Below are 21,712 nucleotides of genomic sequence, written 5' to 3'. Positions count from 1 at the left end.
ACCCCCAACCCTCAATCCGCCACCGCCGCCTCCCTGATCCGTAGCGTCACGTGTGGTGCGTAGCGGATCAGATCGTGGGCGCGTTCGCCGATCATGATGGCGGGGGCGTTGGTGTTACCGCCGATCAGTGTCGGCATGATCGAAGCGTCGACCACGCGCAGCGCCTCGACGCCGCGTACGCGCAACTGAGTGTCCACCACCGCCAGCGCGTCCATGCCCATGCGGCAGGTGCCCACCGGGTGGTAGATCGTGTCGGCGTGCTCGCGGATCCAGGCGCGCGCGGTGTCGTCGTCGGTGCCATCCAGCCGCAATGCGTCGGAATACAGCTCCCGGCCGCCGAAGCGGGCCAGCGGTGGCTGCGTGACGATGCGGCGCACGATGCGCAGCCCCTCCAGCAGGTCATCCATGTCCTGCGGATCGGACAGGTAGCGCGGATCGATGCGCGGCGCGTCGCGCATGTCGGCGGATGCCAGCCGCACCTCGCCCCGGCTGCGTGGGCGCAGCACGCAGACGTGGCACGAATAGCCATGGCCCAGGTTGACGCGCCGCATATGGTCGTCGGCCATGCCGATCACGAAGTGCAGCTGCAGGTCCGGCTCGGGCAGCCCCGGCCGGCTGCGTACGAACGCGCCGGCCTCGGCGAAGTTCGACGTCATCATGCCGCTGCGGTCGCGCCGGTAGCGCAGCCATTCGCCGATCAGCCGCCGCGCGCCGCCCAGCGACACGCCGAACAGTTCCGGCGCCGCCACGCGCTTGTGGACGATCACGTCCAGGTGGTCCTGCAGATTGCCGCCCACGCCGGGCAGGTCGTGCACCACGGCCACGCCGTGCTCGCGCAGGTGCGCGGCCGGCCCCACGCCCGACGCCATCAGCAGTTGCGGCGATCCGAACGCGCCGGCCGACACGATGACCTCGCGGCGCGCGCGCAGCACCACCTCCTGGCCGTCGCGCCAGGCCAGCACGCCCACCGCGCGCCGGTGCTCGAACAGGATGCGCAGCACCTGCATGCCCGTCATCACATGCAGATGGCTGCGCCCGCCGTTGCAGTGCCGGTCGCGCGCGTTGCCGCCGTGCAGGTAGGCCCGGGCGGCGTTCCAGCGTTCGCCGTTGTGCTGGGTCACCTGGAACCAGCCCGCGCCCTCCTGTTCCTCGCCGTTGAAGTCGTCGTTGCGCACGATGCCCGCCATCTGCGCGGCATCGATGAAATGCTGACCGAACGGATTCGGCGAGCGCAGGTCGCTCACGTGCAGCGGGCCGGTGCCGCCGTGCAGCGGATCGTCGTCATGGCCGGCCACGCGCTCGTTGCATTCGGCGCGGCGGAAGTACGGCAGCACGTCGTCCCACGACCAGCCGTCGCAGCCGGCGGCTGCCCAGTCGTCGTAGTCGGCCGGACGCCCGCGCATGTAGATCATCGCGTTGATGGCCGACGACCCGCCCAGCCCGCGTCCGCGCGGCTGGAAGCCTCGCCGCCCGGCCAGGCCGGCCTGCGGCACCGTCTGGAAGCCGTAGTTGCGTGCGCCGGCGCGCGGCAGCATGGCCGCGCAACCGGCAGGTGTGCGTACCAGCACATGGTGGTCGTGCGCGCCGGCTTCCAGCAGCGCGATGCTGTCGGCGCCGCTGTCGGCCAGCCGGCCCGCCAGCGCGCAGCCGGCCGATCCGGCCCCCACCACGAGATAGTCGAAAGTCGTTTCCATCTGTCTCCCCGCGTGTGCCCGGTGCCGGTGCCCTGCCCCGGCGGACCATGCCGGGAAAAATCCAGTTTAGGCGCTGCCGCCAGCCGGGTGAAGCGGGGCAACCCCGACACCCGCGCCGCCCGCGCGCGCTGCCGCACGCCGGCGTTTGGGAGCCATCCTCCATTGATATAACGGGCGGGCTGGCATATGGTGCGCGATGGCCCATGGAATACGGGTCGCGCCAACGAGGAGACCGCCGATGAGAGAAGTGCCCGCCATGTCCACGGTGTTCAACGCCATGCACGCGGCATCGCGCCACGACCAGGCGCCGGCCTGGGCCCTGCGCGCCGACCGGCTGCGCCGGCTCAAGGCGCTGGTGCGCGACCACCACGACGCCATCGCCGCGGCCATCCATGCCGATTTCACCAACCGGCCGCGCCAGGAAACGGCGCTGCTGGAAGTATTTCCGAGCCTGTCCGGCATCGATGACGCACTGCGGCACGGCAAGCGCTGGATGCGCGTGCGCCGGGCGAAGACCGGTCTCTGGTTCCAGCCCGGCAAGTCGCGCCTGATGCCCCAGCCGCTGGGCGTGGTCGGCATCGTCGTGCCATGGAACTACCCGCTCTACCTGACCATCGGGCCGCTGACCGGCGCGCTGGCGGCGGGCAACCGGGCCATGATCAAGCTGTCCGAGTACACGCCGGCGTTTTCCGAGCTGTTCGCGCGGCTGGTGCAGGCGTCGTTCGCGCCCGACGAGGTGGCCGTGGTCAATGGCGATGCCGACATGGCCGCCGCGTTCACCGCGCTGCCGTTCGACCACCTGCTGTTCACGGGCTCGACGAGTGTCGGCCATCACGTGATGAAGGCCGCCGCCGCCAACCTGACGCCGGTGACGCTGGAACTGGGCGGCAAGTCGCCCGCCATCATCGGCCCGGGTGCCGATTTCGAGCGCGCCGTGGAGCGCATCCTGGTGGGCAAGCTGCTCAACGCCGGCCAGACCTGCATCGCGCCCGACTACGTGCTGGTGCCCGACGCCCAGCGCGACCGCCTGATCGACGCCGCGCGCCGCGTGGTGACGCGGCTCTACCCCGACATCGCCCGCAACCCCGACTACACGAGCATCATCAGCCCGCGGCATTTCGACCGCCTGGTGTCGCTGGTGGACGCTGCGCAGGCCGCCGGCGCCCGCGTGGTGCCGCTGACCGATGCCGCGCCCGACGCCGCCGCGCGGCGCCTGCCGCCCGTGCTGCTGGCCGATGTGCCGGACGACCTGCGCGTGATGCAGGAGGAAATCTTCGGGCCGGTGCTGCCGGTGGTGGGCTACGCCAGCCTGGACGACGCCATCGCGTACGTCAACGCGCGGCCGCGCCCGCTGGCGCTGTATGTGTTCGACAAGGGGGGCGACGTGGTGGACCGCGTGATGCGGCAGACCGTGGCCGGCGGCGTGACCGTCAACGACACGCTGTTCCACATCGCGCAGGACGGCCTGCCGTTTGGCGGCGTGGGGCCGAGCGGGATGGGCTGCTATCACGGCCAGGCCGGCTTCGAGACGTTCTCGAAGCTCAAGCCCGTGTTCTACCAGTCCGGGCTCAACGGCGCCGGGCTGCTCAAGCCGCCCTATGGCGCAAGGTTCGCGTCGATGCTCAAGCTGCTGATGCGCTAGCCCCGCGCGGGGCCGGCGCTCAGGCCGCCAGCATCGGCCGGCCCAGCATGCGGGACAGCACCGCTTCCGGCGAATGGGTCCGGTCGCCGATGGCGGCCGGGTCCAGGTAGATCGTCTGCTCCATCATCGCCTTGCCGCGCATGGCCGCGTGCAGCAACTGGTCGCTGAACACAATCCAGGTGGCGCCCGGCGGGAAGTGGAATTCCTGCTGCGGCACGGTCTTCTGGTAGTCCAGGTCGGCCTTGGCAAGGTCGTGGAGCTGCAGCATCCGGTGGTCGTACTCGCTGCGCGCGCGCTTGGTGATGTGCAGCGTCTTCATCAGCCATGCCTGCCCGGGCCACATGCCGTGGGTCCTGGGCACGAACTTCTGCGCGAAATCGCCGAACGGCTCGCCCACGCGCCACACGCGCGGCGCCTCGGGATCGATGTTGTGGAACACGCGCAGCAGTCGCTTGCCGAGCATCGGATTGGACGGGAAGGCATCCACGTGCAGCCGCGTGTCGTCCTTGCGCCAGCTCACCGGGCGGCCGGCAATCTCGCTGGGCCGCAGCGACGTGCCCGCGCGCGTCATATGCCCCGCGTACTCGGGAAACAGCGCATGGATCAGCGACTCGCTCGACGTGGCGTAGCGGTGGATCAGGCTGTACAGGTCGGCCAGGTCCTGCTCGGTGCCGGCCGCGCCGCGCACGGCCCGCTCGTCGGCGCGCAGGTTGATGTTCTTCGACTTGCCGTCCGAGTAGCGCGGGTCGAGAAAGCGTTCCTCGCCCGGCTGGAACTGGAACCGCAGGTGCGGGAAGTACAGCACGGCACCCTGCTCCAGATCCCGGCGCAGCGCGGCACGCGTCTCGGGCGCTACCTCGGGTGACCAGTCGGTATAGGGCTGGGTGCGGATCAGGTCCAGAGCCATGGCAGTGTCTTGAATCTCGAATTCAGGTTGACCGGATTCTACTCCGCACGGGCGCCGCCGCCCGCGTGGCGCCGGGGCAACAAAAAACCCCGCGGGTCCCTGGGGGGACCGGCGGGGTCGTCGGCCACCGCAGCCGGCGGACCGGCGGGTGGCCTGGCGCTCAGGCGCCCAGGCGCTTACAGGCCGGCGGCGGCGCGCAGCGCGGCGGCCTTGTCGGTGGCTTCCCACGAGAACTCCGGCTCCTCGCGGCCAAAGTGGCCGTAGGCGGCGGTCTTCTCGTAGATCGGGCGCAGCAGGTCCAGCATCTGCACGATGCCCTTCGGACGCAGGTCGAAGTGCTCCAGCACCAGTTCGGCAATCTTCTCGTCGGAGATCTTGCCGGTGCCTTCCGTGTACACGGTGACGTTGATCGGGCGGGCCACGCCGATCGCGTAGCTGACCTGCACCTGGCACTGGCGCGCCAGGCCGGCGGCCACCACGTTCTTGGCCACGTAGCGGGCGGCGTAGGCGGCCGAGCGGTCCACCTTCGACGGGTCCTTGCCCGAGAACGCGCCGCCGCCGTGCGGCGAGGCACCGCCGTACGTGTCGACGATGATCTTGCGGCCGGTCAGGCCGCAGTCGCCCTGCGGACCACCGATCACGAACCGGCCGGTCGGGTTCACCAGGTACTTGGTGTCCTTGAGCATGTCGGCCGGCAGCACCGGCTTGATGATTTCCTCGATCACGGCTTCGCGGATCTGCGCCTGCGAGATGTCCGGCGAGTGCTGGGTCGACAGCACCACGGTGTCCACGCTGTGCGGGCGGCCGTCCACGTAGCGCACGGTCACCTGCGACTTGGCGTCCGGGCGCAGCCAGGGCAGGCGGCCGTCGCGGCGCAGCTGCGACTGGCGCTCCACCAGGCGGTGCGAGTAGTAGATCGGGAACGGCATCAGTTCCGGCGTCTCGTCGCAGGCGTAGCCGAACATCAGGCCCTGGTCGCCGGCGCCCTGGTTCAGGTAGTCGTCCGAGGCGCGGTCCACGCCCTGGGCGATGTCGGGCGACTGCTTGTCGTACGCCACCAGCACGGCACAGCCCTTGTAGTCGATGCCGTAGTCGGTGTTGTCATAGCCGATGCGCTTGATGGTGTCGCGGGCGACCTGGATGTAGTCGACATTCGCGGTCGTGGTGATTTCGCCTGCCAGCACCACGAGGCCGGTATTGCAAAGGGTCTCGGCCGCCACACGGGCGTACTTGTCCTGGGACAGGATGGCGTCCAGGACAGCGTCCGAAATCTGGTCAGCGACTTTGTCGGGATGGCCTTCGGAGACAGATTCCGAAGTAAAGAGGAAATCGTTCGACACGATCTGGTTTCTCCAGGTTGGCTATTGCGTGCCACCCTTTGAAACGGTGCGGCGACGCTTTAGCGGTATTTTCAGGCCACCCGGGTAGAGCGGCATCGCCCCGCAAGTTGTCAGTTAACTCGGCGATGGCGGGTATTATACCGGCCTGCCGCATCTGTTGCAGCCTGCCGTGCTGAACGGATTAACGGCCGCACCGGCTGGCGGTTTTCGAATGCCCTTGCGGCGATTCAGGTTTTTCTGATGCCTCTGCTTTATCGGCCGATTTTGCGATCGACATGACCTTCCTGTTCTGGCTCATTTCCCGCCTGCCCCTGCGGCTGCTGCACGCGATTGGCGGCGCCCTGGGGCTGCTGGTGGCCCGCCTGCCCGGCCGCTACGGGCGCCGGCTCGTGGAGAATTTCCGGCACGCCTACCCGCAGGCGACCGACGCGATGATTGCCGAGTCCGCGCGCCACACCGGCCGGCTCATCATGGAGATGCCGTACTTCTGGAGCCGCCGCAAGCTGACGGTGCGCACCGACGGCTTCGACGCAATGTGGGCCGAGACCGGCCGGCTCGGCGCGGCCGGCAACGGCGTGATCATCCTGACCCCGCACCTGGGCTGCTTCGAGGTGCTGCCCCAGCACCACGCGCTGACGCGCCGCGTCACGTGCCTGTTCAAGCCGCCCCACCAGCCGTGGCTGCGCGAGTTCATCGAGCGGATGCGCACGCGGCAGGACATCGCCATGGCGCCCGCCACGCCGCGCGGCGTGCGGATGCTGGTCAAGGCGCTCAAGCGCGGCGAAGCGGTCGGCATCCTGCCCGATCAGGTGCCAAGTGCCGGCGAGGGCACCTGGGCGCCGTTCTATGGCAAGCCGGCCTATTCGATGACGCTGGTGCACCGGCTGCAGCAACTGACGCGCGCGCCGATCGTCGCCGTCTTTGCCGAGCGCCTGCCGCGCGGCGTGGGCTACCGGGGCCACCTGCGGGTGCTGTGCGACGGCGGCATGCTGCCCGACGACCCCGCGCAGGCATCGGCCGCGATCAACGCCGCGATCGAGCAGTTGATCGCGATCGATCCGACCCAGTACCTGTGGGGCTATAACCGCTACAAGCATCCGGCCGGCGCCGGACTGCCGCCCGCCATGGCCGACGCCGGCGCGGCGGTCACCAACGACGAGAATCAATGAGCCGCTTTCTTACCTGGCTCGGCATCGGCCTGTTGACGGTGCTGGGCAAACTCCCGTACGCCTTTGTGGCCCGCTTTGGCGAGGCGCTCGGCAGCGTCCTCTACCTGGTACCGAACCCGCGCCGCGAGGTGGTCCGCGCCAACCTGCGCCTGTGCTTCCCGGACCACAGCGACGCCGAGATCGACGCGCTGGCGCGCGAGAGCTACCGCAAGGTGTTCCGCAGCTTTGCCGAAGGCGGCATCTTCTGGACCTGCGGCGAGGCCAAGATGCGCGAGTTGGTCCAGATCAAGGATCACGGCAACCTGCTGGCGCTGGACGGCCAGCCCCACATCCTCGTGACGCTGCACCTGTCAGGGCTGGAAGCGGGCGCCATCCGCCTGACCATGCACCTGCGCGACCACGTGGGCCGCTCGGGCGCGTCGCTGTACACCGTGCAGAAGAACAAGCTGTTCGACGACTTCCTGAAAGTGGCGCGCGGCCGCTTTGGCGCCAACATGATCTCGCGCAATGACAGCGTGCGGAACATCCTGCGCGTGCTCAAGAAGGGCGAGGCGCTGCAGTTGATCTCGGACATGGATTTTGGCGAGCGCGACTCCGAGTTCGTGCCGTTCTTCGGCGTGCAGGCGCTGACGCTGACTGCGGTGTCGCGGCTGGCGCGGCTGGCAGGCGCCAAGGTGGTGCCGATCTATACCGAGCAGTTGCCCGACTACCAGGGCTACGTGCTGCACCTGCTGCCGCCGTGGGACAACTACCCCGGCGAGAGCGTGACCGACGACACGCGCCGCATGAACGCCTTCTTCGAGGAAGCCATCCGCCCGCGCGTGGCCGACTACTACTGGGTGCACAAGCGCTTCAAGCACCGGCCGCCCGGCGAACCGGACATCTACTGACTACAATCGGCACCATGAAACTCCAGTTCACCAAGATGCACGGCGCCGGCAACGATTTCATCGTGCTGGACGGCATCCACCAGAAGCTCGACCTGACCGAAGCGCAATGGCGCGCGCTGGCCAGCCGCCACTTCGGCATCGGTGCCGACCAGATCCTGATTGTGGAGAAATCGTCACGCGACGATGTCGACTTCCGCTACCGGATCTTCAATGCCGATGGCGGCGAGGTGGAGCACTGCGGCAACGGCGCCCGCTGCTTCGTGCGTTTTGTCACCGACAAGGGCATGACCGACAAGCGCTCGGTGCGCGTGGAGGTGATGAACGGCGTGATCACGCTGACGCTGCAGGACGACGGGCAGGTCACCGTGGACATGGGCGCGCCGGAACTGACGCCGGCGCGCGTACCGTTCCTGGCCGACGGCCTGCCCACGCGCACCGAAGGCGCCGACACGCTCTACGGCCTGGAGATCAACGGCCGTACCGAATGGATCTCGGCCGTGTCGATGGGCAACCCGCACGCGGTGCAGGTGGTGGATGACGTCGAGCAGTTTCCCGTGCTGCAGGACGGCCCGGTCATCGAGCACCACAAGGCGTTCCCGAACCGCGTCAACGCCGGCTTCATGGCCATCGCCGACCGCCACACGATCAACCTGCGCGTCTTCGAGCGCGGCGCCGGCGAGACGCTGGCCTGCGGCACGGGCGCCTGCGCGGCCGTAGTGGCCGGCATCCAGCGCGGCCTGCTCGATTCGCCGGTCAAGGTCCACACCCACGGTGGCGACCTGACCATCGCGTGGCAAGGCCCCGGCCAGCCCGTGCAGATGACCGGCCCCGCCACCACGGTGTTCGACGGCACCATCGACCTCGACGCGCTCGGCGATTGACGCCACCAGCGGCTTGCCCGACCATGGCGGATCGAACGCACGGTCACCGGGAGCGCGCATGACGCTGGACGATTTTCGTATCACCGCCGGCAAGGGTTTCAAGCTGGCGAACTTCGACGCGGGCGGCAAGCCGCTGTCCACGGGCAGCAAGGCTTCCGACGAGGCGCGGCTGGGAGAGCTGGCCCAGCAGCTCGATGCCGTGCAGGACGTCTTCTACGCCGAGCACCGGCACAAGCTGCTGATCGTGCTGCAGGGGATGGACACCAGCGGCAAGGACGGCACCGTGCGATCGGTGTTCCGCAGCTTCGATCCGCTGGGCATCCGCATCGCCAGCTTCAAGTCGCCGACGCCCGAGGAACTGGCGCGCGACTACCTGTGGCGCGTGCACGCGCAGGTGCCGCGCAAGGGCGAGATCGTGATCTTCAACCGCAGCCACTACGAAGACGTGCTGATCACGCGCGTGCATGGCTGGATCGACGACGACGAATGCAAGCGCCGCTACCGGCAGATCCGCGAGTTCGAGCAGATGCTGGTGGAAACGGGCACCACGATCGTCAAGTGCTTCCTGCACATTTCGAAGGACGAGCAGAAGCAGCGGCTGGAGCAGCGCATTGCCGATCCGCAGAAGCACTGGAAGTTCGACATGCAGGACCTGGCCGAGCGCAAGTTCTGGAAGGAGTACCAGCGCGCCTACGAGGACGCCATCGCGGCCACGGCCACGCCGCAGAGCCCGTGGTACATCGTCCCGGCCGATTCGAAGAGCCACCGCAACCTGGTGGTCGCGGACATCCTCAAGACCACCTTTGACCAACTGCGGCCCGACTACCCGCCACCCAAGCCGGAACTGGCCAAGGTGGTCGTCGAGTAGCGGCGCGCGTCAGGTGTCGCCGTTGCCGCGATGCACGTCGTGGGTGACGAACGGGCGCTCGGCGCTGGGCATCGCCAGCCAGTGGGGATGCTTCAACGTGTCGCGGATATCGTCGAGCCCGCTGGACCAGTGCTCGTGCATCGTCAACACGCCAAACTGGTAGTCCTTGGCGCTGCCTTCGAAGGTCTTGTCGCGGTAGATGAGCTGGATCACGTTGCGGCGCGCGTCGCAGGCGTGGTCGGCGGCGCGGCGGAACCACGGGTCGTCGCGCTTCGAGGGCGGCACCAGCGCCATCAGCTCGCTGAGCATCCGGCGGTAGTTCTGCTGCTCGCGCATGTAGTCGGTGATCGCGCGGGTGCGGCTGGAATACTGGATGTCCTTCTGGCGCTCGGCCACGTCGAGCAGGTTGTGCGGCAGCTTGCCGCGCGCGCTCCACAAATCGACCTGGAAGATCAGCGCGTCGCGCCGCGGCTGGGCGGCCAGCACCTCCTGCAGCGGCGTGTTCGAGACCAGCCCGCCGTCCCAGTAGTACTCGCCATCGATCTCCACGGCCGGAAAACCGGGCGGCAGCGCGCCCGATGCCATGAAATGCTCGGCCCGCAGCGTCATGCGCGTGTTGTCGAAGTACGCGAAGTTGCCGGTGCGCACGTTCACCGCGCCCACCGACACCCGCATCTCCCTGGGCCGGTTGACCCGGTCGAAATCGACAAACCGTTCGAGCGTGGCCTTGAGCGGCGCGGTGTCGTAGTAGCTGGCGCTGCCCGGATCGTCGAAGCGCGCCCAGAGGTCCGTGATGGCGCGCGGCGAGAAGAAGCCGCGCTGGCCTTCCAGCAGCGCGCGCGTGGCGTTGAGGCTGTCGAACCAGACGCGCATCGGCTCCGGCCACAGCGGCGCGGCTTCCGTCAGCAGGTCCAGCGGCAGCCCCGGCAGCCACGGCTGGGCGCAGATGTATTCCCAGAACGCGCGAAGCTGCGCGACGCGCGTCTCAGGCGGATTGCCGGCGATCACCGCCGCGTTCAGCGCGCCGATCGAGATGCCCGCCACCCAGTTCGGATGGATGCCGCCCTCGGCCAGCCCCTGGTAGACGCCGGCCTGGTACGACCCCAGCGCCCCGCCGCCCTGCAGCACGAGCGCGCGGATGGCATAGGCCTCGTGGGCGGGACCCTCGTGCGGCGGCGCGTCCGGCGCGCAGTGTTCCAGCGGTAGCGCGGCCTTGCGGCGCGCCGGGCGTTTCGCCTCGGCCGGCGTGGCCGCGGCGGGCGCGGAATCCTGCGGTGGCGGCACCTGCGCGCCCACTTCGCGCTGGATCGCCTGCCTGGGGGGCCGCGCCTGCCCGCTCACGTCCGTTGTTTCCGTCCTTGCCTTCGCCGCGCCTTGCCGCGCCACGCGTTTTGTCGCCACGCCGTTGCTCCGCTGAATGACCGCCGGGAATGTTACGTCCACCAAAGAAAAAGGCCCCGTGCGGGGCCCTGGTTCCAGGTCAGACGCCGTACTTCTGACGATAGGCCGCGACAGCGTCGCGAGAGTTCCCCAGCGCGGGGTCCTGCGAGGCATCCAGGTACGCCAGCAGGTCCTTGAGCGTGGCGATGGCGATGACCGGCACGCCGTACTCGCGCTGCACGTCCTGGACGGCCGAATGGGTGCCGATGTCGTCGGCGGTGCCGCTCTTTTCCATGCGGTCCAGCGCGATCAGCACCGCCGCCGGCTCCGCGCCGGCCGCGCGGATCATCTGCATCGACTCGCGCACCGAGGTGCCGGCCGAGATCACGTCGTCGACGATCACCACCTTGCCCTGCAGCTTCGCGCCAACCAGCGTGCCGCCTTCGCCATGGTCCTTGGCTTCCTTGCGGTTGTAGGCAAACCCGACGTCGCGGCCCATGCCGGCCAGCGCCACCGCCGTGGCCGATGCCAGCGTGATGCCCTTGTAGGCCGGCCCGAACAGCACGTCGAACTGCACGCCCGAGTTGACCAGGGTCTTCGCGTAGAATTGCGCCACCTGGCCCAGCATCGCGCCCTGGTTGAACAGCCCGGCGTTGAAGAAATACGGCGACTTGCGGCCGGCCTTGGTCACGAATTCGCCAAAGGACAGCACGCCCGCGTCCAGCGCAAAGCGGATGAAGGTCTGGCTCAGGGCGTCCGGCGTCGTCTGCTGCGTCATCTTTTCTCTCTGAATTCAAAATTTCCCGAGATGTTACGGATTATCAGCGCCAACCTCAACGGCATCCGCTCGGCCCACAAGAAGGGCTTCTTCGACTGGATGGGCAAGCAGGACGCGGACATGGTCTGCGTGCAGGAACTGAAGGCCCAGCAGGCCGACATGACCGACGCCTTCCTGGCGCCACATGGCTACCACGGCTACTTCCACTACGCCGAGAAGAAGGGCTACAGCGGCGTGGGCCTGTACACGCGCCACCAGCCGGAGCGCGTGGTGACCGGGTTTGGCTGCGCCGAGTTCGACGCCGAAGGCCGCTACGTCGAGGTGCAGTATCCGCACCTTGCGGTGATCTCGGTGTACGTGCCGTCCGGCTCCAGCGGCGAGGAACGCCAACTGGCGAAATTCCGATTCATGGAAGCGTTCCTGCCCCACCTGCTCCAGCTCAAGGCCACTGGCCGCGAGATCGTGCTGTGCGGTGACGTCAACATCGCGCACAAGGAAATCGACATCAAGAACTGGAAGGGCAACCTGAAGAACTCCGGCTTCCTGCCCGAGGAACGCGCGTGGATCGGCGCGCTGTTCGACAGCCACGGCTACGTCGACGTCTTTCGCCAGCTCGACCCGCGCCCCGAGCAGTACACATGGTGGAGCAACCGCGGCCAGGCCTACGCCAAGAACGTCGGGTGGCGTATCGATTACCACCTGGCAACCGCCAGGATCGCCGCCACGGCCAAGGCCTGCGCCATCTACAAGGACGAGAAGTTCAGCGACCACGCGCCGCTGTCGATCGACTACGATTTTCCGTTGTGATGCCGGCGTGACCCCTGGCGCGGCGGCCGGCGGGTGGCCGTAACTGCGTCATGCGTCGGATGGAGCGCAGTTCCTCCAGCAGGTCCGGGTGCGGAACCGGCTTGGCGATTTTTCGCCACAACTTTTTCGCCACAACGGAACTGCGCCAGATCGCAACGGCGGTTTTGGCGTAAACCCCACGTCCGGCCCCCAACCTCGCTACAATGCAGGTTCTCCGCCCCCCAGGACAGGAGACTCTTCGCATTTTTCACAGTGAGTCCGCCATGGTTTTCAAAGTGTTCGTCGATGGTCAGGAAGGCACCACGGGTCTCCGGCTGCTTGACTATCTCTCGGGTCGCTCCGATGTTGAGCTGCTGCGCATTGCCGATGACAAGCGCAAGGACCCGCAGGAGCGCGCACGCTTCCTGAACGCCTCGGATGTCTCTTTCCTGTGCCTGCCGGACGTTGCCTCGCGCGAGGCCGTCTCGCTGGTCACGAACCCCGATACCTGCGTGATCGACGCCAGCACGGCGTTCCGCACCGCCGACGACTGGGCGTATGGCCTGCCCGAGCTGACGCGCGGCCAGCGCGACAAGATCCGCGCCAGCAACCGCATCGCGGTGCCGGGCTGCCACGCCAGCGCCTTCGTGCTGGCCGTGCGTCCGCTGGTGGAAGCCGGGCTGATGCCGGCCGACTACCCGGTCTCGGCGTTCTCGCTGACGGGCTACAGCGGCGGCGGCAAGTCGATGATTGCCGAGTTCGAGGCGGGCGGTAACCCGAAGCTGATGAGCCCGCGTCCGTACGCGCTGGGCCTGGCGCACAAGCACCTGCCGGAAATGCGCGTGCAGGGCGGGCTGGCGCGGGCGCCGATCTTCAACCCGATCGTCGGCAACTTCCTGAAGGGCCTGTCGGTGACGGTGCCGGTGTACCCGTCGCTGCTGTCGCGCAAGGCCGATGCCGAGGCCATTCTGGACATCTACCGCAAGCACTACGAAGGCGAGCAGTTCGTGCGCGTGCACCCGTACAACAGCGACGAGAACCTGGACAAGGGCTTCTTCGACGTCCAGGGCAGCAACGACACCAACCGCGTGGACCTGTTCGTGTTCGGCAACGCCGACCAGCTCAACCTGGTGGCGCGCCTGGACAACCTGGGCAAGGGTGCCGCCGGCGCGGCCGTGCAGTGCATGAACGTGCGCATCGGCGCCGACGAGGCCACGGGCCTGGCGGCCTGAGCGCGGCGGCGACGCGGGAAGGGGCCCCCTTCCCGGCCCGCAAAACAAAACCGGCTCCTCGGAGCCGGTTTTTTCATGGCTTGAGCGGCCGCATGCGGTCCTCGTCGCCGGCGTCGACCGGCGCGCCGCCCAGGTTGGCCATGTTCGGCTGGTAGGGCGCGAGTTTTTCCATCGGCATGTTCATGCTGCTGGCGTACAGCGGCAGCACTTCCTTCATGTGCGCCTCCAGCACGGCGATGCGGGTGCGGCCGGACGGATGGGTCGACGTGAACTCGTCGCCGGCCTGCAGGAACTTGCCCATCTTCTGCCAGAGCGTGATGGCCGCGCGGGGGTCGTAGCCGGCGCGGGCGGCGATATCCATGCCGATCAGGTCCGCTTCCGTCTCCTCGGCGCGCGAGAACCGCAGCGACAGCATCCTGGCGTTCGAGCCAATATCCATGTTGCCCAGGTTGCCAAACCCAGTGAGCTGCGACACCACGTTGGCGCCCAGGTTCGAGATCTCGGCCTGCGCCGCGCGCTGGCGCGCGTGCTCTTCCAGCGCGTGGGCAATCTCGTGCCCCATCACCACGGCCACTTCGTCGTCGGTCAGCTTCAGGTCGTCCAGCAGCCCGGTGTAGACAGCCATCTTGCCGCCCGGCATGCAGAACGCATTGACCTGCTTGGCGCGGATCACGTTGATTTCCCACGGCCAGCGGCCGGCGCGCGGATTCCAGAGCACGGTCTGCGGCAGCAGCCGGATGCCGATCTCGCGCAGCCGCCGCACCTGCGGGTGGTCGTCGTCCAGCAGCGTGCGGCGCGCGATGGCTTCCTGCTTGACCTGCTCGTACTCGCGGGCGGCCTGCTGGTCGATGACCTCCATCGGCACGATCTCGCGTACTTTCGAATAGCGGCGCTCCACGCGCACGCCGTCGTCGGGCGCGGCCACCAGCGCCACCTCCTGGGCCAGGGCGGGCAGCGCCATGGCACAGGCCACGGCGGCGAGCATGGGACGCAGGCAGGACTGGCGCATGATCTGGGGCAGGATGGGATGAACGGGCGGCCGGCGCGCGGGCAGGCGCGGATACGGCACCAAGCGTACGTGAAAAGTCCGCGGGGCGGCGCGGACGGTGATGCAATAATACACGCCAGCCCCGGCGCCACCCCATCATGAATTTCCATACCTACCTCGACATCTTCCGCAACCGCCGCATCGGCGCCATGCTCACGCTCGGCTTTGCCTCGGGCCTGCCGCTGGCGCTGACATCGGGCACCCTGCAGGCCTGGATGACCGTGGAAGGGCTCGACATCAAGACCATCGGCTTCTTCTCGCTGGTGGGGCAGGCGTATATCTTCAAGTTCCTGTGGGCCCCGCTGATGGACCGCTACACGCCGCCGCTGCTGGGGCGCCGGCGCGGCTGGCTGCTGGTGACGCAGCTCGGGCTGGTGGCCAGCATCGCGGCCATGGCGTTCTGCCCGCCGCAGCAGGCCCTCTGGACGCTGGCCGCGCTGGCCACGCTGGTGGCCTTCCTGTCGGCGTCGCAGGACATCGTGTTCGATGCCTACAGCACCGACGTGCTGCGCCCCGCCGAGCGCGGCGCCGGGGCGGCGGTCAAGGTGCTGGGCTACCGGCTGGCGATGCTGGTGTCGGGCGGGCTGGCGCTGTACCTGGCGGACCGCGTGCTCGGCTGGTCGAACATGTACCTGCTGATGGCCGGGCTGATGGGGGTTGGGCTGCTCACGCTGTTCTGGGCGCCCGAACCCGATGCGCCGGCGCGCGCGCCGCGTTCGCTCGAAGAGGCCGTGCTGGGCCCGCTGCGCGACTTCTTCGGCCGGCAGGGCGCGTGGTGGCTGCTGCTGCTGATCGTGCTCTACAAGCTTGGCGACGCCTTCGCGGGCAGCCTGTCCACCACGTTCCTGATCCGCGGCCTGGGCTTCGATCCCGGCCAGGTCGGCATCGTCAACAAGACGCTGGGCCTGGCGGCCACCATCCTGGGCGCGCTGTTTGGCGGATCGCTGATGGTGCGGCTGGGGCTGTACCGGTCGCTGATGCTGTTCGGGCTGCTCCAGGCCGGGTCGAACCTGGGCTACTGGATGCTGGCCGTGACGCCGCCGCACCTGTGGACGATGGCCGCCACCATCGCGGTGGAAAACATCTGCGGCGGCATGGGCACGGCCGCCTTCGTGGCGCTGCTGATGACGCTCTGCAACCGGTCGTTCTCGGCCACGCAGTACGCGCTGCTGTCGGCGCTGGCGTCGATCGGGCGCGTCTACGTGGGCCCGACGTCGGGCTACATGGTCGAAGCCTGGGGCTGGGCGCCGTTCTACCTGGGCACGGTCGTTGCGGCGCTGCCCGGCGTGGTGCTGCTCTGGGCGATGCGCGGCACCGTGCATCGCTACGAGGCCCAGGCGCGCGAGCCGGCCGAAGCCGCCGTGGCGCGCCCGGCCTGAGGGTCATTCCTTGTAGTAGACGATCTGGTGCGAGCTGGCCAGCAGGTCGCCGTCGGGGCTCCAGATCTCGGCGGTCTGGTCGAAAAAGCCCTGCCGGAACACGCGCGCCTGCGCGCTGCCCAGCACGTGGCGGTGGCCCAGCGCGGCCAGCGTGGCCGCATCGGCGTGGAAATAGGTGGTCAGCGACACGGTGCCGGCCGGCACGAAGCCCGCGCGCTTGAGGAAGATGCGCGGGTAAAACGCGTCGCACCAGGCCGCCATGGCGGCGTAGTCCGGCGTGCGCGGCGGCTGGTCGCGGAGCCAGAACTGCGTCAGGCTGTCCGGATGCTCGGTGCCGGGCTCGGTCGTCGGCTTGGCGCCGCGCACGGCGCGCATGTCGTAGCTGCCCAGCCATTTCACCGGGGCAAAGCCGCCCATCTGGGGCAGCGCATCGGCCGCCGGCACGGCCGGCATCGTCGCCTCGCCACAGCGCCAGGTATCGCGGCGCACGGCAAACACGGCACTGCCGGTGGTCGTGATCTCGCCGTTCTGCAGCAGTTCCAGGTGCCAGTGCTGGGTGGACCGGTTGGTCCGCGACGGCCGCGCCACCACCTCGAACGCGCCCTCGGCAATCGGCCCGGCAAAGTTGACGGTCAGCGCGCTGGGGTCGCCCAGCCGCTCGGGGTGGCGCAGCGCGGCGCTCAGCATGACCGCCGCCGTGGCGCCGCCAAACGGCCCGATCATGTTCCAGTAGGCCTGGCTGGTATGGCCGCGAAAGCGATGCTCGCCGGCCGGTTCCAGTTGCAGGGCTTGGTCGAGCGGATGCAGGGGCGCTGATGTCATGGGGGCAACCTCGGGCAGGAAAAACGTACGATCGTTCGCTAACTTGCGTACGGTATGCCCGCCAGAGGCTTGCGTCAAGCTAGGGACGTGCCGGGGCCGCCGCCCGGGTCAGGCAGCCGCCACCCGGTACACCGCCAGGCTGCCGCGCCAGTTGACGCCCCAGTTCACGGTCACGCCCTCGTGCATCACCACGCGGTCCAGCACGCGCAGGCCCACCTTGGGCGCCAGTTCCTCGAAGTCGCGGATCGTCAGCACCCGTACGTTGGGCGTGTTGTACCACTGGTACGGCAGCGATTCGGACACCGGCATGCGGCCCTGGAACACCGACAGCCGGTGCGGCCAGTAGCCGAAGTTCGGAAACGAGACGATGCACTCGCGGCCCACCCGCAGCGTGTCGCGCAGCACCTGGGCCGTGTTGTGGATGGTCTGCAGCGTCTGGGACAGGATCACCGTGTCGAAGCTCTTGTCCTCGAACAGCGCCAGCCCGCCCTCCAGGTTCTGCTGGATCACGTTGACGCCCTTCTGCGCGCAGGCCAGCACCTCCTCGTCACGGATCTCGATGCCGTACGCCTTCACGTCCAGCTCGTCCTGCAGCACGCGCAGCAGGCTGCCGTCGCCGCAGCCGGCGTCCAGCACGGTCGAGTTCGGCTCCACCCAGCGGGCAATCGCGCGAAAGTCCGGACGCAGCGCGAGGATGTTGGGATTGGCGGCGGCGTTCATGCACCGATCTCCTCGGCAATGCGTGCGTAGTAGGCGCGCATCAGGTTGTGGTAGCGCGGGTCTTCCAGCAGGAAGGCGTCGTGGCCGTGCGGCGCGTCGATCTCGGCGTACGACACCTGCCGCTTGTTGTCGAGCAGCGCCTTGACGATCTCGCGGCTGCGGTTCGGCGCAAAGCGCCAGTCGGTGCTGAAGCTGACCACCAGGAAATTCGCGTGCGTCTGCGCCATGGTCCTGGTCAGGTCGCCCTGGAAGGCCAGTGCCGGGTCGAAGTAGTCCAGCGCGCGCGTGATCAGCAGGTAGGTGTTGGCGTCGAAGTATTCGGCGAACTTGTCGCCCTGGTAGCGCAGGTAGCTTTCCACCTGGAACTCGACGTCGAACGAAAAGCGGATGTCCTCGGCCTTCAGCGTCCGGCCGAATTTCTCGGCCATGTCCTCGTCGGACAGGTACGTGATATGGCCGATCATCCGCGCCACGCGCAGGCCGCGCTTGGGCTTGACGTTGTGCGCGTAGTAGTTGCCGCCGTGGAAGTCGGGGTCGGACAGGATGGCGCTGCGCGCCACCTCGTTGAACGCGATGTTCTGCGCCGACAACTTCGGCGTGGACGCCACCACGATGCAGTGCCGCAGCCGGTCCGGGTACATCAGGCTCCAGGCCAGCGCCTGCATGCCGCCCAGGCTGCCGCCCATCACGGCCGCGAACTGCTCGATGCCGAAGTGGTCGGCCACGCGCGCCTGCGCGTTGACCCAGTCCTCCACCGTCACCACCGGGAACAGCGCGCCATACGGGGCGCCCGTGGCCGGGTTGGTGCTCATCGGCCCCGTGGACCCGAAGCACGACCCCAGGTTGTTCACGCCGATGACGAAGAAGCGGTCGGTATCGAGCGGCTTGCCCGGCCCCACCATGTTGTCCCACCAGCCGATATCGCGCGGATTGTCGGCGGCGATGCCGGCCACGTGGTGCGACGCGTTCAGCGCGTGGCACACCAGCACGGCGTTGCTGCGCGCGGCGTTGAGCGTGCCGTAGGTCTCGACCATCAGGTCGTAGCCGGCAAGCTGGGTGCCGTTGCGCAACTTCAGGGGTTCGGCGAAATGCAGGCGCTGGGGCGTGACGACGCCGACGGAATCGGTCGGCACGTCTAGCACGCCAGCGGGAGGAGCGACATCGGTCATGGAACAGGCCCGCGTGAAATCAGCGGGCATAAAAAAACCCGACCGGCCAATGCGTGGGATTCGCAGCCAAGTCGGGCTTCTCGCGGGGTTCCGCGTGTCAGCGCTTCGGGCGGAAACAGCATCCGCGAGGCACCAACCCAACCTCTTTAGCCGCATTTATATTGGCAACCGGAGAGACATCCTCCCGCTGCCGCGCGCCCGCAAGCCAGTCATCAAATCGGCGCGACCCGCACATTATAGTGCAAAGCGCGCGCCGTGCTCATCCCGGCCTGCCAGCCGCCGCGGCGCGGCCCGCGTTCAGCCCAGCAGCACGCGCAGCTGGGCGTCGATGTTGTCGCCCGGCAGCTTGCGAAAGCCGCTGCGCGCGTAGCGGTGCCAGTGGCCCTGCACCGTGGCCGTGATCAGCGCCACGCGCACGGGGATGTCGGCGTCGGCCGGGAACGCGGCCTGCGTGACCGCCACCTTCAGGCACTGCCGCAGCGACGCCTCGATGCGGTCGATCATCTGGTTGATCCGTTCCTGCAGCCGCTCGTGCTCGCCCACCAGCGCCTCGCCGGTCAGCACGCGCGTCATGCCCGGGTTCTTCTCGGCAAAGTTCAGCAGCATCCGCACGATGGCCTGCACCTGCCGCAGGCCGTGTTCCTCCTGCGTGGTGATCTGGTTGATCAGGCCGAACACCGTCTGCTCGATGAAGCCGATCAGCCCCTCGAACATCTGCGCCTTGCTGGCGAAGTGCCGGTACAGCGCGGCCTCGGACACCGACAGCCGGGCGGCCAGCGCGGCCGTCGTGATCTTTTCCCCGCGCGGATGTTCGAGCATGCCGGCCAGCGTCTGCAGGATCTGGATGCGGCGTTCGCCCGGGCGCGGGCGCTTGCGGGCCGGCGCCTCCGGATCGATGGCCGCCTGGGCCGGTTGGGCAACTGGCATGGCTGCCCCTGCCTCGCGAGCGATGGTTTGCGTCATGACCCGATTCTCCGCTTTTGTCGTAGGAGTTGATGCATCAATTGTACTTTTATGTCCACATATCCCGGGCGATTCACCACGCGCGCGCGCACCCTGGGGGTGGCATCGGCCGCCATCTGTGGCGCCGTTGCCGCAGTCGGGCCCGGCTGCCCGGCCGACGGGTCCTGGCTCTCGGCCGCCACCAGCGTCACCGAGCGCTCCTGGGCGGCGTGGCCCACGTGCTGCCGATCCTCGGCAGCCAGCGCTGACTTCGTGGCCGCATCGCGCGCCGCGCCGGCCTGCGCCGGCACCACGTGGGGCCGCGACGGCGCCAGCGTGCGCAAAAAGCCGGTCACCCAGGCCGTCCGGATGCCCAGCCCCGCGTATGCCTTCAGGTGCGAGACCGTGTCTTCCACCAGCACCACGCGGCGCGGCGCCACGCCGGTCTGGGCCAGCAACCGGCGCAGCATGCGCCGGTCAGGCTTAGGACGCAAATGGCCGTGCACCCACATGTCCTCGATGGCCACCACCCGCTCGAAATACCGGTCGATGCCGGCCACCGCCATCACGGCCAGCGCGTAGTCGCGCGGCGCGTTGGTGACCAGGATCTTGCGCCCCGGCAGCCGCCCCAGCGCCGCCGCCAGGCCACGACGCACGCGCACCATGTCGGCCAGCTCGGGGAAATGGTGCGCCGCGCGCAGGAAGTCGGCCGGGTCCACCTGATGGTGGCGGATCATGCCGAGCAGCGTGGCGCCGTAGCGCTGCCAGTATTCCACCCGCACGCGGCTGGCCGTGGCCTCGTCGCTGCCCAGCACGCGCGCCACGTAGGCCGTCATCAGCCGGTTGATGGCCGGGAAAATGGCGTGCGAGGCGTCGTGCAGCGTGTTGTCGAGGTCGAACAGCCAGACCGTGCGGCTGCCGTTGTCGCCGGCCGCGCCGCGCAGCAGGTGCCGGCGCGGGCGATGGCGCGGGCCCTCGGCGGACGATTGGCGGCGAGCGCGGTCCCTGCCGCGACGCTGGGTGGGCTGTCGGATGAACACGCCGGGATTGTGAACCTGAATGGGAAGGGACGGGAACCCGCGCAGCGCGGGCCCCCGGGGGAAATGCGCTCAGTGCGAGCGGATCATCGTGCCGAACGCCTGTTCGGTCAGAATTTCCAGCAGCAGCGAGTGCTCGATGCGGCCGTCGATGATGTGGACCGAATGCACGCCGCTCTTGGCGGCATCGAGCGCCGACGAGATCTTCGGCAGCATGCCGCCCGAAATGGTGCCGTCGGCGAACAGTTCCTCGATCTCGCGCGCCGACAGGTCGGTCAGCAGGTTGCCCTTCTTGTCCATCACGCCGGGGATGTTCGTCATCATGACGAGCTTCTCGGCCTTCAGGATCTCGGCCATCTTGCCGGCCACCACGTCGGCGTTGATGTTGTACGCCTGGCCATCGTCGGAGAAGCCGATCGGCGAGATCACCGGGATGAACGCGTCGTCCTGCAGCGCCTTGACCACGGCCGGGTTGATCGCCTCGATGTCGCCCACGTAGCCGATGTCGATGAACGTGCCCGGGTTCTCGCGGTCCGGCATCTGCAGGCGCTTGGCGCGGATCAGCCCGCCGTCCTTGCCCGTCAGGCCCACCGCCTGGCCGCCGTACTGGTTGATCAGCATGACGATGTCCTGCTGGACTTCGCCGCCGAGCACCCATTCCACGACTTCCATCGTTTCCTCGTCGGTCACCCGCATGCCCTGGATGAACGTGCCGACCTTGCCCACCTTCTTCAGCGCCTCGTCGATCTGCGGGCCGCCGCCGTGCACCACCACCGGGTTCATGCCCACCAGCTTCAGCAGGATCACGTCGCGCGCAAAGCCGTGCTTGAGCTTTTCCTCGGTCATCGCGTTGCCGCCGTACTTGACCACAATGGTCTTGCCGTGGAACTTGCGGATGTAGGGCAGGGCCTCGGCAAGGATTTCGGCCTTGAGGGCGGGGGCGATGGCCGCTACCGACGTGGTGGCAGGCCCAGGATTGTCAGCGTTCATGGCTTCGGACATTCCGTGTGATCTGGAGCAGGTATCAT

20 protein-coding genes are annotated in these 21,712 nt (G+C 68.3%); 8 read left to right on the top strand and 12 right to left on the bottom strand.

The window, feature by feature from the left end:
• Positions 1-11: 11 nt before the first annotated feature.
• Positions 12-1,694 carry a GMC family oxidoreductase N-terminal domain-containing protein gene (locus QTN24_RS18760; protein WP_313838924.1) on the bottom strand — a complete coding sequence of 561 codons (1,683 nt, stop codon included), beginning with the start codon at positions 1,692-1,694 and terminating at the stop codon, positions 12-14.
• A 238-nt stretch (positions 1,695-1,932) separates the two neighbouring features.
• Between QTN24_RS18760 and QTN24_RS18755 the strand changes: the two genes are divergently transcribed.
• Complete coding sequence (locus tag QTN24_RS18755; RefSeq protein WP_409559050.1) at positions 1,933-3,336, top strand: coniferyl aldehyde dehydrogenase; 1,404 nt, start codon at positions 1,933-1,935, stop codon at positions 3,334-3,336.
• A 19-nt stretch (positions 3,337-3,355) separates the two neighbouring features.
• Here the strand turns inward: QTN24_RS18755 and QTN24_RS18750 are convergent, their stop codons facing one another.
• The gene (locus QTN24_RS18750; protein ID WP_124682662.1) at positions 3,356-4,243 is read right to left on the bottom strand and encodes a Kdo hydroxylase family protein; all 888 of its coding nucleotides are present in this window, start codon (positions 4,241-4,243) and stop codon (positions 3,356-3,358) included.
• Between the two features lie 176 nt (positions 4,244-4,419).
• Positions 4,420-5,583, bottom strand: coding sequence for a methionine adenosyltransferase (gene metK, locus QTN24_RS18745; protein WP_124682663.1), 1,164 nt, complete (start codon positions 5,581-5,583; stop codon positions 4,420-4,422).
• Between the two features lie 275 nt (positions 5,584-5,858).
• Between metK and QTN24_RS18740 the strand changes: the two genes are divergently transcribed.
• From QTN24_RS18740 to QTN24_RS18725, 4 genes are read left to right on the top strand one after another with little or no spacing between them, the layout of a single operon-like run.
• On the top strand, positions 5,859-6,752 hold the full coding sequence (locus QTN24_RS18740; RefSeq protein WP_124682664.1) for a lysophospholipid acyltransferase family protein: 894 nt from the start codon (positions 5,859-5,861) through the stop codon (positions 6,750-6,752).
• Positions 6,749-7,642 (top strand): lipid A biosynthesis lauroyl acyltransferase, encoded by an 894-nt coding sequence (locus QTN24_RS18735; protein WP_124682665.1) that lies wholly within the window; start codon positions 6,749-6,751, stop codon positions 7,640-7,642. Before QTN24_RS18740 ends, QTN24_RS18735 begins: the two co-directional genes overlap by 4 nt.
• A gap of 14 nt (positions 7,643-7,656) precedes the next feature.
• Entirely contained in the window at positions 7,657-8,523 is an 867-nt protein-coding gene (gene dapF, locus QTN24_RS18730; protein ID WP_313838923.1) for a diaminopimelate epimerase, read from the top strand.
• Between the two features lie 58 nt (positions 8,524-8,581).
• Positions 8,582-9,391, top strand: a complete 810-nt coding sequence (locus QTN24_RS18725) for a polyphosphate kinase 2 family protein (protein ID WP_313838921.1) — start codon at positions 8,582-8,584, stop codon at positions 9,389-9,391.
• Positions 9,392-9,400: 9 nt separating this feature from the next.
• Here QTN24_RS18725 and QTN24_RS18720 read toward each other — a convergent pair whose 3' ends face one another.
• Positions 9,401-10,732: a patatin-like phospholipase family protein gene (locus tag QTN24_RS18720; RefSeq protein WP_313838919.1), complete on the bottom strand. Its 1,332-nt coding sequence runs from the start codon at positions 10,730-10,732 to the stop codon at positions 9,401-9,403.
• Positions 10,733-10,871: 139 nt separating this feature from the next.
• The gene (pyrE, locus tag QTN24_RS18715; protein ID WP_313838917.1) at positions 10,872-11,549 is read right to left on the bottom strand and encodes an orotate phosphoribosyltransferase; all 678 of its coding nucleotides are present in this window, start codon (positions 11,547-11,549) and stop codon (positions 10,872-10,874) included.
• Between the two features lie 30 nt (positions 11,550-11,579).
• Between pyrE and QTN24_RS18710 the strand changes: the two genes are divergently transcribed.
• Positions 11,580-12,356: an exodeoxyribonuclease III gene (locus QTN24_RS18710; RefSeq protein WP_124682669.1), complete on the top strand. Its 777-nt coding sequence runs from the start codon at positions 11,580-11,582 to the stop codon at positions 12,354-12,356.
• A gap of 263 nt (positions 12,357-12,619) precedes the next feature.
• Positions 12,620-13,567 (top strand): N-acetyl-gamma-glutamyl-phosphate reductase, encoded by a 948-nt coding sequence (gene argC / locus QTN24_RS18705; RefSeq protein ID WP_409559049.1) that lies wholly within the window; start codon positions 12,620-12,622, stop codon positions 13,565-13,567.
• 73 nt (positions 13,568-13,640) lie between these two features.
• Here the strand turns inward: argC and QTN24_RS18700 are convergent, their stop codons facing one another.
• The gene (locus tag QTN24_RS18700) at positions 13,641-14,576 is read right to left on the bottom strand and encodes a M48 family metallopeptidase (protein WP_124684995.1); all 936 of its coding nucleotides are present in this window, start codon (positions 14,574-14,576) and stop codon (positions 13,641-13,643) included.
• Between the two features lie 137 nt (positions 14,577-14,713).
• Here QTN24_RS18700 and QTN24_RS18695 point away from each other — a divergent pair, with 137 nt between their 5' ends.
• On the top strand, positions 14,714-15,994 hold the full coding sequence (locus tag QTN24_RS18695; protein ID WP_313838912.1) for a muropeptide transporter: 1,281 nt from the start codon (positions 14,714-14,716) through the stop codon (positions 15,992-15,994).
• Positions 15,995-15,997: 3 nt separating this feature from the next.
• Here the strand turns inward: QTN24_RS18695 and QTN24_RS18690 are convergent, their stop codons facing one another.
• The 6 genes from QTN24_RS18690 to argB form a co-directional block, all read right to left on the bottom strand.
• Positions 15,998-16,816, bottom strand: coding sequence for a thioesterase family protein (locus tag QTN24_RS18690; protein ID WP_313838911.1), 819 nt, complete (start codon positions 16,814-16,816; stop codon positions 15,998-16,000).
• A 108-nt stretch (positions 16,817-16,924) separates the two neighbouring features.
• Positions 16,925-17,536: a methionine biosynthesis protein MetW gene (gene metW / locus QTN24_RS18685; RefSeq protein ID WP_124682673.1), complete on the bottom strand. Its 612-nt coding sequence runs from the start codon at positions 17,534-17,536 to the stop codon at positions 16,925-16,927.
• Entirely contained in the window at positions 17,533-18,705 is a 1,173-nt protein-coding gene (locus QTN24_RS18680; RefSeq protein WP_313838910.1) for a homoserine O-acetyltransferase, read from the bottom strand. The genes metW and QTN24_RS18680 overlap by 4 nt, the downstream gene beginning before the upstream one ends.
• Positions 18,706-19,002: 297 nt before the next feature.
• Complete coding sequence (slmA, locus tag QTN24_RS18675) at positions 19,003-19,668, bottom strand: nucleoid occlusion factor SlmA (RefSeq protein ID WP_124682675.1); 666 nt, start codon at positions 19,666-19,668, stop codon at positions 19,003-19,005.
• Complete coding sequence (locus QTN24_RS18670) at positions 19,665-20,687, bottom strand: HAD-IA family hydrolase (protein ID WP_409559048.1); 1,023 nt, start codon at positions 20,685-20,687, stop codon at positions 19,665-19,667. Before QTN24_RS18670 ends, slmA begins: the two co-directional genes overlap by 4 nt.
• Positions 20,688-20,756: 69 nt before the next feature.
• Positions 20,757-21,674, bottom strand: coding sequence for an acetylglutamate kinase (gene argB, locus QTN24_RS18665; RefSeq protein ID WP_124682677.1), 918 nt, complete (start codon positions 21,672-21,674; stop codon positions 20,757-20,759).
• Between the last annotated feature and the right edge of the window lie 38 nt (positions 21,675-21,712).

The sequence above is a fragment of the Cupriavidus sp. SZY C1 genome (genome assembly GCF_032190535.1).
Taxonomy (GTDB): Bacteria; Pseudomonadota; Gammaproteobacteria; order Burkholderiales; family Burkholderiaceae; genus Cupriavidus; species Cupriavidus pauculus_C.
Note: the sequence above shows the minus strand (reverse complement) of the source record. Positions and strands in the feature narration are given on the sequence as shown.

Coding starts and splice junctions, on each gene's coding strand:
- QTN24_RS18760 (WP_313838924.1), bottom strand. CDS start 1,694: ATGGAAACGACTTTCGACTATCTCGTGGTGGGGGCCGGATCGGCCGGC.
- QTN24_RS18755 (WP_409559050.1), top strand. CDS start 1,933: ATGAGAGAAGTGCCCGCCATGTCCACGGTGTTCAACGCCATGCACGCG.
- QTN24_RS18750 (WP_124682662.1), bottom strand. CDS start 4,243: ATGGCTCTGGACCTGATCCGCACCCAGCCCTATACCGACTGGTCACCC.
- QTN24_RS18740 (WP_124682664.1), top strand. CDS start 5,859: ATGACCTTCCTGTTCTGGCTCATTTCCCGCCTGCCCCTGCGGCTGCTG.
- QTN24_RS18735 (WP_124682665.1), top strand. CDS start 6,749: ATGAGCCGCTTTCTTACCTGGCTCGGCATCGGCCTGTTGACGGTGCTG.
- dapF (WP_313838923.1), top strand. CDS start 7,657: ATGAAACTCCAGTTCACCAAGATGCACGGCGCCGGCAACGATTTCATC.
- QTN24_RS18725 (WP_313838921.1), top strand. CDS start 8,582: ATGACGCTGGACGATTTTCGTATCACCGCCGGCAAGGGTTTCAAGCTG.
- pyrE (WP_313838917.1), bottom strand. CDS start 11,549: ATGACGCAGCAGACGACGCCGGACGCCCTGAGCCAGACCTTCATCCGC.
- QTN24_RS18710 (WP_124682669.1), top strand. CDS start 11,580: ATGTTACGGATTATCAGCGCCAACCTCAACGGCATCCGCTCGGCCCAC.
- argC (WP_409559049.1), top strand. CDS start 12,620: ATGGTTTTCAAAGTGTTCGTCGATGGTCAGGAAGGCACCACGGGTCTC.
- QTN24_RS18700 (WP_124684995.1), bottom strand. CDS start 14,576: ATGCGCCAGTCCTGCCTGCGTCCCATGCTCGCCGCCGTGGCCTGTGCC.
- QTN24_RS18695 (WP_313838912.1), top strand. CDS start 14,714: ATGAATTTCCATACCTACCTCGACATCTTCCGCAACCGCCGCATCGGC.
- QTN24_RS18690 (WP_313838911.1), bottom strand. CDS start 16,816: ATGACATCAGCGCCCCTGCATCCGCTCGACCAAGCCCTGCAACTGGAA.
- metW (WP_124682673.1), bottom strand. CDS start 17,536: ATGAACGCCGCCGCCAATCCCAACATCCTCGCGCTGCGTCCGGACTTT.
- QTN24_RS18680 (WP_313838910.1), bottom strand. CDS start 18,705: ATGACCGATGTCGCTCCTCCCGCTGGCGTGCTAGACGTGCCGACCGAT.
- slmA (WP_124682675.1), bottom strand. CDS start 19,668: ATGACGCAAACCATCGCTCGCGAGGCAGGGGCAGCCATGCCAGTTGCC.
- argB (WP_124682677.1), bottom strand. CDS start 21,674: ATGAACGCTGACAATCCTGGGCCTGCCACCACGTCGGTAGCGGCCATC.